At 71.3% G+C, this 15,288-nt stretch carries 18 protein-coding genes; 11 read left to right on the top strand and 7 right to left on the bottom strand.

Annotated features, from left to right (window positions below; translation table 11 throughout):
• Window positions 1–12: 12 nt before the first annotated feature.
• The 4 genes from ACWEOH_RS04290 (at window position 13) to rpmJ (ending at window position 4,124) form a co-directional block, all read left to right on the top strand.
• On the top strand, window positions 13–972 hold the full coding sequence (locus tag ACWEOH_RS04290) for a carbohydrate ABC transporter permease (protein WP_452028556.1): 960 nt from the start codon (window positions 13–15) through the stop codon (window positions 970–972).
• Entirely contained in the window at window positions 969–1,898 is a 930-nt protein-coding gene (locus ACWEOH_RS04285; protein ID WP_452028554.1) for a carbohydrate ABC transporter permease, read from the top strand. The genes ACWEOH_RS04290 and ACWEOH_RS04285 overlap by 4 nt, the downstream gene beginning before the upstream one ends.
• A complete protein-coding gene (locus ACWEOH_RS04280) occupies window positions 1,895–3,928 on the top strand; it encodes a beta-galactosidase (RefSeq protein ID WP_452028552.1) in 2,034 nt (677 codons plus the stop codon). Before ACWEOH_RS04285 ends, ACWEOH_RS04280 begins: the two co-directional genes overlap by 4 nt.
• Before the next feature lie 73 nt (window positions 3,929–4,001).
• A complete protein-coding gene (gene rpmJ, locus ACWEOH_RS04275; RefSeq protein WP_148732402.1) occupies window positions 4,002–4,124 on the top strand; it encodes a 50S ribosomal protein L36 in 123 nt (40 codons plus the stop codon).
• A 115-nt stretch (window positions 4,125–4,239) separates the two neighbouring features.
• On the opposite strand, the gene ACWEOH_RS04270 is transcribed toward rpmJ, so the two are convergent.
• Complete coding sequence (locus ACWEOH_RS04270) at window positions 4,240–5,040, bottom strand: alpha/beta fold hydrolase (RefSeq protein WP_452028550.1); 801 nt, start codon at window positions 5,038–5,040, stop codon at window positions 4,240–4,242.
• Window positions 5,041–5,146: 106 nt separating this feature from the next.
• On the opposite strand from ACWEOH_RS04270, the gene ACWEOH_RS04265 reads away from it, so the two are divergent.
• Entirely contained in the window at window positions 5,147–5,818 is a 672-nt protein-coding gene (locus ACWEOH_RS04265; RefSeq protein ID WP_452028548.1) for a TetR/AcrR family transcriptional regulator, read from the top strand.
• A 105-nt stretch (window positions 5,819–5,923) separates the two neighbouring features.
• On the top strand, window positions 5,924–6,292 hold the full coding sequence (locus ACWEOH_RS04260; protein ID WP_452028546.1) for a nuclear transport factor 2 family protein: 369 nt from the start codon (window positions 5,924–5,926) through the stop codon (window positions 6,290–6,292).
• Window positions 6,293–6,319: 27 nt separating this feature from the next.
• On the opposite strand, the gene ACWEOH_RS04255 is transcribed toward ACWEOH_RS04260, so the two are convergent.
• Window positions 6,320–7,198, bottom strand: a complete 879-nt coding sequence (locus tag ACWEOH_RS04255) for a CPBP family intramembrane glutamic endopeptidase (protein WP_452028544.1) — start codon at window positions 7,196–7,198, stop codon at window positions 6,320–6,322.
• A gap of 145 nt (window positions 7,199–7,343) precedes the next feature.
• Here ACWEOH_RS04255 and ACWEOH_RS04250 point away from each other — a divergent pair, with 145 nt between their 5' ends.
• From ACWEOH_RS04250 to ACWEOH_RS04240, 3 genes are all read left to right on the top strand, one after another.
• Window positions 7,344–7,739, top strand: a complete 396-nt coding sequence (locus ACWEOH_RS04250; protein ID WP_452028542.1) for a nitroreductase family deazaflavin-dependent oxidoreductase — start codon at window positions 7,344–7,346, stop codon at window positions 7,737–7,739.
• Between the two features lie 84 nt (window positions 7,740–7,823).
• Window positions 7,824–8,444 (top strand): carboxymuconolactone decarboxylase family protein, encoded by a 621-nt coding sequence (locus ACWEOH_RS04245; protein WP_452028540.1) that lies wholly within the window; start codon window positions 7,824–7,826, stop codon window positions 8,442–8,444.
• Entirely contained in the window at window positions 8,441–9,316 is an 876-nt protein-coding gene (locus ACWEOH_RS04240; protein WP_452028539.1) for an RNA polymerase sigma-70 factor, read from the top strand. Before ACWEOH_RS04245 ends, ACWEOH_RS04240 begins: the two co-directional genes overlap by 4 nt.
• A 35-nt stretch (window positions 9,317–9,351) precedes the next feature.
• Here ACWEOH_RS04240 and ACWEOH_RS04235 read toward each other — a convergent pair whose 3' ends face one another.
• The 3 genes from ACWEOH_RS04235 to ACWEOH_RS04225 form a co-directional block, all read right to left on the bottom strand.
• The gene (locus tag ACWEOH_RS04235) at window positions 9,352–9,723 is read right to left on the bottom strand and encodes a hypothetical protein (RefSeq protein WP_452028537.1); all 372 of its coding nucleotides are present in this window, start codon (window positions 9,721–9,723) and stop codon (window positions 9,352–9,354) included.
• Window positions 9,713–10,591 (bottom strand): RNA polymerase sigma-70 factor, encoded by an 879-nt coding sequence (locus tag ACWEOH_RS04230; protein ID WP_452028536.1) that lies wholly within the window; start codon window positions 10,589–10,591, stop codon window positions 9,713–9,715. Before ACWEOH_RS04230 ends, ACWEOH_RS04235 begins: the two co-directional genes overlap by 11 nt.
• A 126-nt stretch (window positions 10,592–10,717) precedes the next feature.
• Entirely contained in the window at window positions 10,718–12,079 is a 1,362-nt protein-coding gene (locus tag ACWEOH_RS04225; protein ID WP_452028535.1) for an FAD-binding oxidoreductase, read from the bottom strand.
• 112 nt (window positions 12,080–12,191) lie between these two features.
• On the opposite strand from ACWEOH_RS04225, the gene ACWEOH_RS04220 reads away from it, so the two are divergent.
• Window positions 12,192–12,806 (top strand): sigma-70 family RNA polymerase sigma factor, encoded by a 615-nt coding sequence (locus tag ACWEOH_RS04220; RefSeq protein ID WP_452028533.1) that lies wholly within the window; start codon window positions 12,192–12,194, stop codon window positions 12,804–12,806.
• A 43-nt stretch (window positions 12,807–12,849) separates the two neighbouring features.
• On the opposite strand, the gene ectB is transcribed toward ACWEOH_RS04220, so the two are convergent.
• Window positions 12,850–14,124: a diaminobutyrate--2-oxoglutarate transaminase gene (gene ectB, locus ACWEOH_RS04215; RefSeq protein WP_452028531.1), complete on the bottom strand. Its 1,275-nt coding sequence runs from the start codon at window positions 14,122–14,124 to the stop codon at window positions 12,850–12,852.
• A 131-nt stretch (window positions 14,125–14,255) separates the two neighbouring features.
• Here ectB and ACWEOH_RS04210 point away from each other — a divergent pair, with 131 nt between their 5' ends.
• On the top strand, window positions 14,256–14,717 hold the full coding sequence (locus tag ACWEOH_RS04210; RefSeq protein ID WP_452028530.1) for a nitroreductase/quinone reductase family protein: 462 nt from the start codon (window positions 14,256–14,258) through the stop codon (window positions 14,715–14,717).
• A gap of 23 nt (window positions 14,718–14,740) precedes the next feature.
• Here the strand turns inward: ACWEOH_RS04210 and ACWEOH_RS04205 are convergent, their stop codons facing one another.
• Entirely contained in the window at window positions 14,741–15,238 is a 498-nt protein-coding gene (locus ACWEOH_RS04205) for a MarR family winged helix-turn-helix transcriptional regulator (protein ID WP_452028528.1), read from the bottom strand.
• Between the last annotated feature and the right edge of the window lie 50 nt (window positions 15,239–15,288).

The raw sequence follows: 15,288 nt of genomic DNA, 5'->3' as shown, positions 1-15,288 counted from the left end.
CAGGAGCCTGCCGTGTCGTCATCCTCGGCGCTCGCCGTCGAGCGCCCCACCGCCACCGCGCCGCCGAAACGCCATGGGTCTACGACCAAGCGCAAGCAGAACATCGCGGCGTACCTGTTCATCCTCCCGTTCATGGTCGTGTTCATCGCGATGCTCATCGTGCCGCTGGCCTACGCGGGCTACCTCAGCCTCTTCGAGTCGAAGCTCATCGGCGGCGAGGTCTTCACCGGGCTCGGCAACTACGTCCGAGCGCTCACCGACCCGAGCTTCCTCGGGAGCCTCGGCCGGGCCGTCCTGTTCTTCGTCATCCAGGTGCCGATCATGCTCGCCCTGTCGCTGTTCTTCGCGCTCGCCCTCGACAGCCGGCGGGCGCGCGGCTCGAAGGCCATCCGCCTGCTGATCTTCATGCCCTACGCGGTGCCGGCCGTGGTCGCCACCCTCATGTGGGGCTACCTCTACGGTCCCGACTTCGGCCCGATCGCCCAGGTCTCCCGCGCGATCGGCCTCGGGACGCCCGAATTCCTGACCCCGGAGACGATCCTCTACTCGATGATGAACATCGTCACGTGGGAGTTCATCGGCTACAACATGATCATCATGTACGCCGCGCTGCGGTCGATCCCGTCGGAGCTCTACGAGGCGGCCGAGATCGACGGTGCTGGGCAGTTCCGGGTGGCGTGGAGCGTGAAGATCCCCTCGATCCGCCCGGCGATCCTGCTGACCGTGATCTTCTCGGTGATCGGCACGTTCCAGCTCTTCAGCGAGCCCAGCCTGCTCAACGCGATCGCGGGCAATGCGATCACGAACGACATCCTGCCGAACTACTACGCGTACAACGTGGCGTTCATCAACCAGGAGATCAACTACGCCGCGGCACTCGCATTCCTCCTCGGGATCGTCATCGCCGTGGTCTCGTACATCGTCCAGCTCAGCGCCGAGCGCCGCGAGCGTCGTGAAAGGAACTGGACATGACCGACCTCGACACCCGAGCCGCCGTGACCATCGGCGACGCGGCGGGCAACGGACGCCGTGCCGGCCGGCCCTACGTGCCGGAGAAGCGTCGGAGCATACTGCTCACGGTGGTGCTCTGGCTCTGCGTGCTGTACTTCGTGCTCCCGCTGTGGTGGCTGTTCGTCTCGTCGACGAAGTCGAACGCGGCGCTGTTCTCCACCTTCGGCCTCTGGTTCGGCGGCGACTTCTCGCTGCTCGAGAACCTGCAGACGCTGTTCACGGTGCGAGACGGCATCTACCTGCGGTGGGTCCTCAACACGATCGTGTACGCCCTCGTCTCGGCGACAGGCGCGACGCTCCTCGCGGCGATGGCGGGCTACGCGTTCGCGAAGTTCGACTTCCCGGGACGCAAGGCGCTGTTCAGCGTCACGCTGGGCGCGATCATGATCCCGCTCACGGCGCTGGCGATCCCGACCTACCTGCTGTTCGCGTCGGCCGGCCTCACGGACACCCCGTGGGCGATCATCATCCCGTCGTTCGTGAGTCCGTTCGGCGTCTACCTCATGCGCGTGTACTCGGCCGACGCGATCGACGACAGCCTCATCGAGGCGGCGCGCGTCGACGGGGCGGGGGAGTTCCGCATCTTCTGGCAGGTCGGCCTGCGCCTGCTGGGACCGGGACTCGTCACCGTGTTCCTGTTCTCGCTCGTCGGCACCTGGAACAACTACTTCCTGCCCCTGATCATGCTGAACAGCTCGGAGCTCTACCCGCTCACGGTCGGCCTGGCGCAGATCCAGGCGGCCGCGTCGGCGGGCGGCGGTGCACAGGCGCTGTTCTCGACGGTGATCACCGGCTCGTTCGTGGCCGTGGTGCCGCTCATCATCGCCTTCCTGTTCCTGCAGCGCTACTGGCAGAGCGGCCTGGCCACGGGGAGCGTGAAGGGATGAGCATCACGTACGGCGGCGACTACAACCCCGAGCAGTGGCCGCGGGAGGTCTGGGACGAGGACGTGCGGCTCATGCAGCGCGGCGGCGTCAACCTCGCCACGGTGGCCGTGTTCTCGTGGGCGCGCCTCGAGCCGCGTCCGGGCGAGTACGACTTCGCCTGGCTCGACGACGTGCTCGACACGCTGCACGCGGGCGGCATCCGCGTCGACCTCGCCACGGCCACCGCGTCGCCGCCGCCGTGGCTCGCGAAGCGGCATCCCGAGACCCTGCCCGTCACCGAGGACGGCGTGCACCTCGCCGTCGGCAGCCGGCAGCAGTACTGCCCGAGCTCGCCCGTCTACCGCGCGCACGCGAAGCGCCTGGTCGAGCGCATGGTCGAACGGTACGCAGGGCACCCGGCGCTCGAGCTCTGGCACGTCAACAACGAGTACGGATGCCACGTCAGCCGGTGCTACTGCGACGTGTCGGCCGCGGCGTTCCGCACCTGGCTCGAGGCGCGGTACGGCACGATCGAGGAGCTGAACCGCGCGTGGGGCACCGCGTTCTGGTCGCAGCGCTACGACGCGTTCGACGAGGTCGAGCCGCCGCGAGCGGCGCCGACGTTCCGCAACCCGACGCAGCTGCTCGACTTCGACCGGTTCTCGAGCGACGAGCTGCTCGCCCTCCACCGGGCGGAGGTCGAGGTCATCCGCGCGGCATCCGACGTGCCGATCACGACGAACTTCATGGGCTTCTTCAAGCCCGTCGACTACTGGTCATGGGCCCCGCACGTCGACATCGTGTCCGACGACACGTATCCCGATCCCGCCGACCCCGACTCGCCGGCGTACGCCGCGATGGTGCGCGACCTCATGCGCTCGCTCGGCGGCGGTGCGCCGTGGCTGCTCATGGAGCAGTCGCCGAGCGCCGTGAACTGGCGGCAGCGCAACGCGCCGAAGGCCCCGGGCATGATGCGCGCGTGGTCGTACCAGTCGGTCGCGCGCGGGGCCGACGGCATCCTGTTCTTCCAGTGGCGGCAATCGGCGGCCGGCTCCGAGAAGTTCCACTCGGGCATGGTGCCGCACGGCGGCACCGACACCCGGGTCTGGCGCGAGATCGAGCAGCTCGGCGGCGAGCTGCGGCGGCTGTCGGAGCCGGGCGTCGGCCTCGAGGGCAGTCGCGTGCCGTCGAGCGTGGCCATCGCGCTCGACTGGGACAGCTGGTGGGCGATCGAGCAGCCCGCCTCGCCCACCGCGGTCTCGTACGTGCAGGTGCTCTTCGCGTGGCATCGCGCGTTCACGTCGCTCGGCCTCGCGGTCGACTTCGTGCGCGCCGACGGCGATCTCTCGGCCTACCGCGTCGTCGTGGCGCCCGCGCACTTCGTCGCGACCGACGCCCAGGTCGCGTCGCTCGCGGCGTTCGCCGAGGCGGGCGGCACGCTCGTCGTCGGCTTCGGCACGGCGATCACCGACGAGCACCTGCACGTGCGGCTCGGCGGCTACCTCGGCGAACCGCTGCGTCGCGCGCTCGGCGTCTGGATCGAGGAGTTCGCCCCGCCCGCCGCACCCGACCTCGGGGCGGTCGGCGGGGGAGCGGCACCGACGGTCGCACTCGAGGGCGACGTGGTCGGCGGCGCGGCATCCGGATCGGTGTGGGCCGAGGTCGTGCGCGTCGACGACGCCGAGACGCTCGCGACGTTCACCGAGGGCGCGCTCGCCGGGAGGCCCGCGGTGACCCGGCGCGATTCCGGCGACGCCGGGGAGGCCGGCAGGGCTGCGTGGTACGTGGCGACGCTGCCCGACCGCGACGGGCTCGCGCGGCTCGTGTCGCGCGTGGTCGAGGACGCCGGCGTCGAGGTGCCGTCGTCGCCGACCACGTCGCCGTCACGCGCGGGCGACGTCGAGGTCGTTCGCCGGGGCGAGTTGACGTTCGTCATCAACCACGGGCCGGATGCCGCGGAGCTGCGCCTCGACGGCACCGACGTGCTGAGCGGGGCTGCGGCATCCGGTCTCGCGCTGCCGTCGCAGGGGGTGGCGATCGTCCGCACCTGATGCGAGGGCGGGAATACGCACGACCTCCTCCACGTTGTTGAGAATGGTTTTCGATAACGTGGAGGAGGTCCCCATGAAGGTACGCGCATCGATCAAGTCGCTCGCCGCTCAGCGTGGCGCGAAGGTGGTGCGTCGGCGCGGTCGCACGTTCGTGATCAACCCGTCGAACCCGCGCATGAAGGCCCGTCAGGGCTGACGCGGCGCCTCGAACGGCTCATCCGGTGCCCCGGTTCGATCGAACCGGGGCACTGCTGCGTCACGGGTGCGCCCGGCCGCCGCGGGTCGGCGCGGCTGTCGCGGGCGGCCGCGCGTCACGCCCGCGTTCGGGTGGCCGCGGTCACGAACTCCGTGAGCTCCCGGGCCATGGCTCCGGGCTCCCACGAATGGTCGGCTCCCGGCACCTGGCGCCAGCGGGCTCCCGGAACGGCCGCGACGATCGCCTCGGCCGCGTCGAACAGCTCGGGGAAGGTCTCCTCGCCGAGCAGCACCTCCACCGGCATCCGGAGGTCTCCGAGGAGCTCTGCGAGCGGCGCCGACTCGACCCAGGCGAGGGAGGCGCCGTCGGCCCGGTAGCTCACGACCTGCGAGACGTACAGCGGGTAGTCGGGCGACTGCCGTGCGCCCTCGAGCCACTCGGGCGGCATGTCCTTCATGTAGTGCTCGAGCGCGCCCTCGAGGTCGCCCGAGTCGATCCGGCGCTCGACCTCGTCGGCCCACTCGCGGGCACCGCCGTCGACGGCGCCGAACGGCGGCTCCCAGAGCACGAGACCCGTGACCGGCAGGCCGCGCACCGCCGCCATCAGGGAGATGGAGCAGCCCGACGAGTGCCCGCAGAGCACGGCGCTGCCCCCGACGACCTCGATGAGCGCCGCGAGTGCGGCGAGGTCGCGGTCGAGGTCGATGCGACCCTCGGCCATGCTCTCCCCACGACCGAGGCGGTCGTAGACGACGGTCTGCACGCCCGTCTCGGCCATGAGCTCGGCCGTCTCGGTCGTCCAGGGATCGATAGCGCGATAGGGGCCCGCGCCCGCGACGAAGACCAGGGCGGGACCCGAGCCCCGGCGGTCGTAGGCGACGCGGTCGCCGAAGGTGGTGGTGACGTACTCGCTCATGCGCGACATCCGATCGTGTCGGGGTCGAGTTCGAATCAAACTAGACCGTATAGTTCCGTTGTGACGAGACTAGACTGATCAGTACTGCACGTCAAGGGGAGGCTCGATGGCGAACGACACGGCGGCGAACGACACCGCGGCTGCGAGGCCCATCGGCCGCACCGAGCGGAAGCACCGCGCGATCCTCGAGGCGGCCGAGGAGATGTTCCTGGCGGGCGGCTACCTCGGCACCAACATGGACGAGCTCGCGGCGCGCTCCCAGGTGTCGAAGCAGACGGTGTACAAGCACTTCGGCAGCAAGGAGGCGCTGTTCGTCGAGCTCGTGTCCTCGATGACGGATGCCGCGGGCGACCGCGTGCACCACGACGTGCTCGATCCCGCCGGCGTGGTCGACGTGCGCGCCTACCTCGAGGCGTACGCCGATCGCCAGCTCGAGATCGTGATGACGCCGCGGCTGCTCCAGCTCCGTCGCCTCGTGATCGGCGAGGTCGGCCGCTTCCCCGAACTCGCCGAGGCGCTCTACGACCGCGGCCCGAAGCGGGCGATCGAGTCGCTTGCGGCGGTGTTCGCGCAGCTCGATGCGAGCGCTCGGCTCACCGTCGACGACCCGCTCGTCGCGGCCACGCACTTCAACTGGCTCGTCATGGGGGAGCCGGTCAACCGCGCGATGCTGCTCGGCGACAGGGGCATCCCCGGGCCGGCGCAGCGACGACGTCACGTCGCGGACGCCGTGCGCGTCTTCCTCGCCGCCTACGGTCCGCGTGCTGACGGACGCTGAGACGGGACGCCCTGCTTCGGTGCTCGCGCCCGCGGAAGCTGCGCGCGTAGGCTGAGCGCATCATCATCGCCGTAGCGCGGGATGCCGCGCGGGGAGGCAACAGCAATGGAGCTCACGACCGACCTCACGACCGAGAAGATCGCACGCGCGTTCTCGAGCCATCGGTTCGACGTCGCGCTGCCGCATCTCGCCGACGACGTCGTCTGGACGCTGGTGGGGAGCAAGCCGTTGCTCGGCCGCAAGAAGGTGGAGAAGGCGTGCAAGGCCACCGCGCACGACCTCGCCGAGGTCACCACGGAGTTCCAGCGCTTCCGCACCGTGGTCGGCGAGGACAGCGTCGTGGTCGACAGCCTCGCCCGCTACAGCGAGGCCGACGGGAGCGTCTCGATCGTCGCCTCCTGCGACGTCTACGACTTCGTCGACGGGCGCATCAGCGAGATCGTCTCGTACACGGTCGAGCTCCCGGAGTCGTGATCATCCGGTCGAGCTGAGAGCGGCCGCTCAGGCGGTCGTCGGCTGCGAATCCCGCTCCGCCTCCTCCGCCGAGGCGTGCCCATGCGCGTTCCCGCGGATGAAGATGAGCAGCACGAATGCGGCGGCGATGAGCAGGAACGTCGCCGGTCCCGCGAGCACGAGGAGGGGGTCCTGCGACGCCGCGTTCGCCTGGTCGATGCCGCCGGTCGCGAGGAACGTGGTGGGGTCGGTCAGCGCGTGCAGGATGATCGGCCAGATGAGGTTGCCCGTGACGCGCAGCGTCAGGTACATGAGGATGCCGAAGGCGAACGCGTACAGCAGGGTGAAGCCGACCGTCGCGATCGACTGCCCCGTGAACAGGTTGACGCTGTGCAGCAGCGCGAAGATCAGGGTCGACAGCGCTGCCACGACCCACTCGTTGTAGCCGCACCGGCGCAGCAGCGTCACCGCGAGTCCGCGGGTGAGGAGCTCCTCGGAGAGGCCGATGAACGCGCCCGCGACGAAGGTCATCGCGACCACGCCGGCCGAATAGGCTCCGTAGTCGATCCCGATGAGCCGCAGCACGATCGGGATCGCCACGAGGACGGGGGCGATCCACATCCACCAGCTGCCCTTCACGGGCTGGTGGGCGAACAGCGGCTTCGGGAGCCAGCCGATCGACCACGCGAAGACGAGCAGCACCACCGAGCCGAGGATGACCGGGAGCGCGAGGGCGACGAAGACGCTGCCCGGCGTCGCGAACGGGTCATCGGGATCGACGACGCCCTGCGTGAACGGGAGGGCCGCGAACGGGAGCAGCTGGTACACGGCCAGGTACACGACGGCGAGTCCGAACGCCTTCCACCAGCCGCCTCGGTTCCAGAACGCCTTCCAGCCCGAAGTGCGCGCAGTGGTCGTGTCGGTCATCGTTCCCCCTGATGTCGTCGTCGGCGGCCTTCTCGTGACGGATGCGCCGCTCTCACGGTAGTGGTGCGAGCACGGTAGCGGTGCGAGCACGCTCGGGGCGGACCGACGGGTGTCGTGCTCACGCGGACAGGCGCATGCTGGAGGCATGGCCGCACCTCGTCGACCACGGAAGCCGCCCCGCTGGCTCCTGCGGGCGAGCGACCCGATCGCGCTCGCGCTCGCCGGGCGCCGCTGGTTCCCGCTCTGGGCCGTCGTGCACCACCGCGGGCGGCGCAGCGGCACGGAGTACGACACGCCCATCGCGATCGTGCCGACCGTGGCATCCGACCTCGTGCTCATCGGCCTGCCCTGGGGCGCGACCACCGAATGGGCCCGGAACGTGCAGGCCGCGGGCCGCGCGGTGCTCTCGTGGCGAGGCCGGATCGAGGTGGTCGACGAGCCGCGCATCGTCGGCCCGGAGCTCGCGTCGGTGCTTGCGAAGCCGCCGTACCGGATGGTGGTGCGACGGTTCCCGGTGTCGCTCGTGCTGACGCGTCGGTGAGGCATCCGTCGCCCGCCCACGCCGGGTCGGCCCGCACCTGTCACACGCCGGCCCCGGCCGGTGTCTCCATGACGAACGCACACGATGCACGAGTCACTGCAGGAGATCACCATGGATGCGACGAGGATTCCCCCGACCGAGATCACCGGCCTGTTCGGCGCGGTGGTGAAGGTCGCCAGCCGCAGGATGCTCGGGCAGGTGCCCGATTCGGTCGGCGTGATGTGGCACAACCCGACCGTGATGAAGGACCTCATGAGCATCGGCCGGAAGTCCGAGAAGTGGGACACGCTCGATCCGACCCTGTCCTCCTTCGCGCGCATGGCGACCGCGGCGTACGTCGGGTGCAGCTTCTGCCTCGACCTGCACTACTTCCTGTCGCACGACCAGGGCCTCGACGAGGCGCGGGCGCGTGAGGTGCCCAGGTGGCGGGAGTCCGACGTGTTCACGCCGCTCGAGCGTCGCGTGATGGAGTACGCCGAGGCGATGTGCCAGATGCCGCCCGCCGTGTCCGATGAGCTCTCCGCGACGCTGCTCGAGGAGCTCGGCGCCCCGGCGCTGCTGGAGCTGACCGCGAAGGTCGGGCTGATGGACGCGACGGCGCGCATGAACATCGCCCTCGGCATCCGCTCGGCCGAGTTCTCGGCCAGCTGCGGGCTGCCGCCGCTCGCGGAGCGCTCGTCGGCCGACATAGGCTCGCACGCATGAGCACCGACCCGTTCGTCGTCCACCGCGGCCTGCTCTTCACGGTCGCGTACGAGCTGCTCGGCTCGGCCGCCGACGCCGAGGACGTGCTGCAGGAGTCGTGGCTGCGCTGGTCGCAGGTCGACCAGTCGCAGGTGCGCGAGCCGCGCGCGTACCTCGTGCGCATCGTCACGCGGCAGGCCCTGAACCAGCTGCGCACGGTGTCGCGTCGGCGAGAGGAGTACGTGGGCGAGTGGCTGCCCGAGCCGCTCATCACGAGCCCCGATGTCGCCGAGGACGTCGAGCTCGCCGAGAGCCTCTCGATGGCCATGCTCACGGTGCTCGAGACGCTCGGACCCACCGAGCGCGCCGTGTTCGTGCTGCGCGAGGTGTTCGACGTGCCGTACGACGAGATCGCCGAGGCCGTCGACAAGACGCCCGCCGCGGTGCGGCAGATCGCGCACCGCGCGAAGGAGCACGTCGCGGCGCGCCGGCCTCGGGTCGAGGTCGACCGGGCCGAGCAGGAGCAGGTGGTCGAGCGGTTCCTCGCCGCGTTCAACACCGGCGACCTGCAGGGCCTCATGGACGCGCTCGCACCCGACGTGGTCGCGGTCGCCGACGGCGGTGGGAAGGTGCGCGGTGCGGCCCGGCGGCCCGTCGTGGGCGCCGCGAAGCTCGTGGCCTACGTGCGCGGCGGGCTCGCGAAGTTCGGCGTCACGCCGGTGGCGACGCCGGCGTGGGTCAACGGCGGACCGGGTGCGCGGGTGGAGGTCGACGGCACGCTCGTCGCCGCGCTGAGCTTCACGATCGAGCACGGCCGCATCACGCAGATCTTCTCGGTCGCGAACCCCGAGAAGCTCGAGCGGCTCGACGCGGAGTCGGCCATCGCGCGGTGAGCGAAGCGGATGCCGCGCGCCGCCCCGCCGGGGCTTCAGCCCTCGGCCGGGCGGCGCCGGTTCCAGTGCGCGAGCTTGGCCGGCGCCGCGGAGAGCCACAGCTCTCGGACCGTCCCGTCCCGTCCGAGGTCGACCACGAGCACGCCGACGACCGTGCCGTCGTGCGAGCGCAGCGCCAGCCCCGGTGCGCCGTTCACGTGCACGGTCGCGAACGCGGCATCCGGATGCCGCACCCGCAGGTCGTCGAGCGCGCTCGCCACCTGCGCCCGGCCGCGCAGTTCGGCGCCGTTCGGGTCGCCCGTGTCGACCACGATGCGGCAGTCGGGGTCGAGGAGGCCCGCCTCGGCGAGGTCGTCGCGTCGTTCGAGCGCCGCGAGCAGGCCGGCGACGAGGGCATCAGGCTGCACGGGACGTCACGCCGCCGAGCTTGTCGGGGTTCATCATCCAGAGCACCTGGTCGATGCCCTGATCGGATGCGACGACGGCGAGCACGGCGAACGTCGTCCCGTCCTTGGCGAGCAGCACCGACGGCTGCCCGTTGGTCTCGGTCTCGGTCACCGTCACGCCCGCCCAGAAGTGCGTGTGGAACGCCCGGACGAACTTCGCGACGGTGACCCGTCCGCGCACCGGGAACTTCGAGGCCCGCACGACGCCGCCGCCGTCGGAGTACGACACGACGTCCTCGGCGAAGAGTCGCTCGAGCTGCTCGAGGTCGCCGGTCTGCGCGGCGCTCACGAACGCGGTGAGCAGGCGGCGCTGCTCGGAGGCCGAGACGTCGCGCCGGCGCTCCCCGGCGAGGTGCTTGCGCGCGCGGCTCACGAGCTGGCGCGCGGCGGCCTCGGAGACCCCGATGATCTCGTGAATCTGCGCGTACGAGTAGCCGAACGCCTCGCGCAGCACGTAGGCGGCGCGCTCGGTCGGCGTCAATCGCTCGAGCATGACCAGCACCGCGTAGCCCAGGGCCTCGGTGCGCTCGGCGCCGAGCGTCGGGTCCTGGCTCGTGTCGACGGGCTCGGGAAGCCATGGGCCGATGTAGGTCTCGCGACGGGCACGCGCGGACTGCAGGGCGTTGATGGCCAGGCGGGTGGTGGTCGTGGCGAGGAACGCCGGCGGATCCTGCACGACCGAGCGATCGGTGCCCTGCCAGCGCAGCCACGCCTCCTGCACGATGTCCTCCGCCTCCGAGGCGCTGCCGAGCATCCGGTACGCGATGCCGAACAGCCGTCGGCGCACGGATTGGAAGACGGCGAGCGCGTCGTCGAGGTTCTCGTCCATCTGCCTATCCTGTCGTCCGGCCGGCGGCGGCGCATTCGCCTCCACGTGCTGAGACCGGATGGCGCGCCGAACTGTGACGGGCTCGATCGAGGTGCGTGTCGGTGATCGCCGTCGAGCGCGCGGCGCCTACCCCAGCGGCCGGTTGCTGCGGATGATCCCGTCGGGGTCGAGGCGGCGCTTCACGCGCGCGAGCCGATCGACCACGTCGGCCGAGTAGGCGTCGGCGAGTGTCGTGCCGAGCCCGAGGAACGTGGGCACGGTGGTGTCGCCCCGATGCCGCGCGACGAGGTCGCGCATCGGCTGCAGTGCGGCGGCCGGGTCGATCGACGGGTCCATCAGCAGCACACCGGCGTTGAGGAACCCGCCCGCGCGGACCGCGCCCACGGCCGAGAACTCGGCACCCAGCTCGTCGGCGATCGCACCGCCGAGGGTGCGCACGCTGCAGCGCATGAGGCCGTGCTCGGCGCCCGCGAGGAACGCGTCGACGAACTCCTGCGCGAACGCGGCGTCGAGCGTGTCGACCGCGCCGCCGAAGTCGGCGTTCGGCATCGGGTCGACCGGCTCGGCGGCCACGGCGGCGAGCGACCCGATCGTGAACGCCGTGAGCGTGTCGGCGACGGGTTCGGCCACCGAGATGAGGCGGTCGGCGTAGGAGCGCCCGGTCGCCTCGTCGCCGACGTGCACGAGCGCAACGGTCGCGACGGTCTGGCCGCGCAGCGGCGGCGGCACGAGCGGCATGTCGGGGAACTGCATCATGCCGACGTCGAGCCCGAGCTCGGGAACGTCGCGCGCGAGCTCGAACGCGGCCGAGACGACGTCGACCGCGTTCCGCGCCGGGAATGCGAGGCTGCCTCCGAGGAGGGCGTCGCCCGGGTAGAGCGCGAGCTCGATGGCCGTGATCACGCCGAACAGGCCGCCGCCCCCGCGGAGTGCCCAGGCCAACTCGGCGTCGTCGGAGTCGGTGACCCGGCGCACGTCGCCCGCGGCGTCGACGAGTTCGACCGCGACGATCGAGCGCGCGGGGATGCCGTACCGACGGCTGAACATCGACTGCCCGCCGTTGATGGTGAGCCCGACGACGTTCACCTCGGGGTTGGAGCCGGCCAGGCCGATGAGGCCCGTCCCGTCGAGGCGCTCGAGCGCGCGCCCCCAGTTCACCCCCGCGCCCACGCGGAGCAGCCGCGCCTCGGCGTCGACGACGATCTCGTCGAACCGCGACGGCCGGATCAGGATCACGCCCGCGAGGTCGCCGTCGGCGCCGTGGCCGTTCGGCTGCGTCGTCACGCCGTAGCCGCCGTCGCGGGCGGCGGCGATGATCGCCTGCACGTCCGCGACATCCGCCGGCGTGGCGACGGCTGCGGGTCGCTGGTCGACGGCGAGGTTCCACGGCTGTCGTGCCGTGTCGTAGTCGGGATCGCCCTCGAGCACGATCGTGCCCTGCAGGTCGGAGCGCAGTCGTTCGAGTGCAGCGCGGTCGGAAACGGACATCGTCATCCCCATTCGGTCCGGGGCCCACCGTATCGTCCGCCGCCGACGGTGGGGAAGGGATGCGCCGTCCCACCCTGTCGGGCGGCGGCTGGGCGAGCGTATGGTGAGGGGCGTGCCATCCGCATCGGACCTGGATGAGGCGGCCGCCACGTTCTCGGAGCTCCGCCCGCGCCTGTTCGGCATCGCATACCGCATGCTCGGAAGCGTCGCCGACGCGGACGACGTCGTGCAGGACGCGTGGATCCGATGGCAGGAGTACGACCGATCGGCCGTGCGCGAGCCGGCCGCGTTCCTGGCCACGACGACCACCCGGCTCGCCATCAACGAGCTGCAATCCGCCCGTGTGCGCCGCGAGGCCTACGTCGGCCCGTGGCTGCCGGAGCCGATCGACACGGGCGCCGACCCCGAGCTCGCGGCGGAACGCGACGAGGCGCTCGACTTCGCCGTGCTGCTGCTGCTCGAGCGGCTGTCGCCGACCGAGCGCGCGGCGTACGTGCTGCGCGAGGCGTTCGCGTACCCGTACGACCGCATCGCCGAGATCGTGGACACGACCGACGCGAACGCGCGGCAACTCGTCAGCCGGGCCCGCCGGCACATCGCCCGCCGACGCCACGCGTCGGTGCCGTCGACCGACCGGCACCGGCTGCACGACGCGTTCCTCGCCGCGCAGGACGGCGACCTCGACACGCTCGAGTCGGCCGTCAGGCCGCCGCGACCGTCGAGCTGAGCGAGCGTCGTCCTCCCGCTGTGCGCTCCTGACCTGAACCGGCTCAGCCGGCGAGCACCGCGTCGAGGCTGTCCCGCACGATCGCGAGGCCCCGGCGGAGCTCGTCCTCCTCGATCGTCAGCGCGGGCAGGAACTTCAGCACCTCGTCGAACGCGCCCGACGTCTCGATCACGAGCCCGCGTCTGAACGCGGCCTTCGAGATGCGGCCGGCGAGCGTGCGATCGCCGTCGCAGGCGAGTCCGTACATGAGGCCGCGGCCGCGCACGACGAAGCCCTGCCCAGGGTGGTCGGCGGCGATGCGCTCGAGCTCCTCGCGCAGGAGCGCCGACTTCGCGGCGATCGCGTCGGTGAACGCCGAGTCCGCCCAGTAGGTCTCGAGCGCGACCCGGGCCGACACGAACGCGAGGTTGTTGCCGCGGAAGGTGCCCGTGTGGGCGCCCGGCTTCCACACGTCCACCTCGGGGCGCAGCAGCACGAGCGACATCGGCAGGCCCGAGCCCGAGATCGACTTCGAGACCGTCACGATGTCGGGGACGATGCCCGACTCCTCGAACGCGAAGAACGCCCCCGTGCGGCCGACGCCGGCCTGGATCTCGTCGAGGATCAGCAGGATGCCGCGCGCCGCCGTCAGCTCGCGCAGGCGCTGCAGCCAGGAGGCGCGCGCGACGTTGATGCCGCCCTCGCCCTGCACCGCCTCGACGATCACGGCCGCGGGGAGGTCGAGCCCCGAGCCCGGGTCGTCGAGCATCTTCTCGAGCAGGTCGAGCGTGTCGACGTCGGCGCCGAGGTAGCCGTCGTAGGGGAGGCGCGCGACGTCGTCGAGGCCGACCCCGGCGGCCGTGCGGTAGTGGCTGTTGCCCGTTGCGGCGAGGGAGCCGAGGCTCAGCCCGTGGAAGGCGTTCGTGAACGCCACGACCGTCGAGCGGCCGGTCGCCTGGCGCGCCACCTTGAGCGCCGCCTCCACGGCGTTCGCGCCCGTCGGGCCGGTGAACTGGAGCTTGTGGTCGAGGCCGCGCGGCTGCAGGACGATGCGCTCGAACGCCTCGATGAAGGCCTGCTTCGCCGAGGTGGCCATGTCGAGGCCGTGGATGATGCCGTCGCGCTCGAGATACGCGATGAGCGCCCGCGTGAACGCGGGGTTGTTGTGCCCGTAGTTGAGCACGCCCGCGCCGGCGAAGAAGTCCAGGTACTCGTGGCCGTCGGCGTCGACGAGGGTCGAGCCGGTGGCCCGGTCGAACACGGTCGGGAACGCGCGGATGTACCCGCGCACCTCGGACTCTCGGCGGTCGAAGACTTCCAGGGCTGCGACGCTGCTCATGGCAGGCGGACTCCTCTCGAGGCGGGGGACGGTGAATCGACCCTACGTCCTCAAGCCGGGCGTTCCGTGCACGGGGCGGCCGAACGGCGGGATGATGGAGGCAGAGATCGCCACCCCGAGGAGGCGACGCCATGGCATTCGACACACCGAACGGCACCCGAGGCGCCCGGCAGCCCGGCCGCAGCAGCATCGAGCAGCGGGGCAACCGCTGGATGGTCGAGCGCATCCGTCGCAAGGGCGCGAAGGACGACCGCCAGGTGGTGCTCGTCACGATCGGCAAGCGCACCGGCCGAGAGCGGATGAACCCGGTGCGGTCCTTCCTCGAACCCGACGGCTCGCGGCTCATCGTGGCGTCGGCGAACGGCGCCCCCCGCAACCCCTCGTGGTACTACAACATCGCTGCCAACCCCGAGCGGGTGCGGATCGAGTACGCCGGGCAGCGTATCGACGTGACCGCGTCGCAGCTGCACGGCGACGAGCGCGCCGCGGCCTGGCGGCGCGTCACGACCGAGGCGCGCGGCTTCGCCCGCTACGAGCGCATCACCGATCGGGAGATCCCCGTCATCCGGCTGACGCCGCGCGGCGACGCCTGAGCGACAGCACGAGCCGACCTGCCTCACGCCTCGTCGGCGACCTCGCACGGGTCGTCGACGTCGTCGCCGGTGCCGGCCGCCGCCTTGTTCAGCAGCTGCCGCAGGGCGGAGCGCTCGGAGCCGTCGAGGGTGCCGAGCAGCTCGTCCTGCGCCTCGACCACGCGACGGCACGCGGTCTCGACGAGCTCGCGCCCCTTGTCGGTCGCGACGACCATGCGCTGGCGCCGATCCGTGGGGTTCGCCCGGCGCTCGACGAGGCCCTCCTGCTCGAGGTCGTCGACGAGGTAGGTCATGACCGTGCGGTCGATGCCGAGGTGGGTGGCCAGGGCGAGCTGGCTCGGCTGCGTGCCGCGCAGCACCTCGGCCATGGTCTCGTAGCCGCGGGTGCCGTGCGGGAAGTCGCCGAGGGCGTGCTTCACCCGATCCCGATAGCCGCGCAGCAGCACCCCGAGGGCCCAGCCGAAGTCGTCGCCGAGGTCGAACGCAGGCGCCGGGGCATCCGTTCGCATGGCATCGCTCATGCCGTCGATTCTACCGCTCCTTCTGTGGAATAAATCATCTGTGACACCGA

The sequence above is a fragment of the Agromyces sp. NPDC004153 genome, assembly GCF_053603635.1.
Note: the sequence above shows the minus strand (reverse complement) of the source record. Positions and strands in the feature narration are given on the sequence as shown.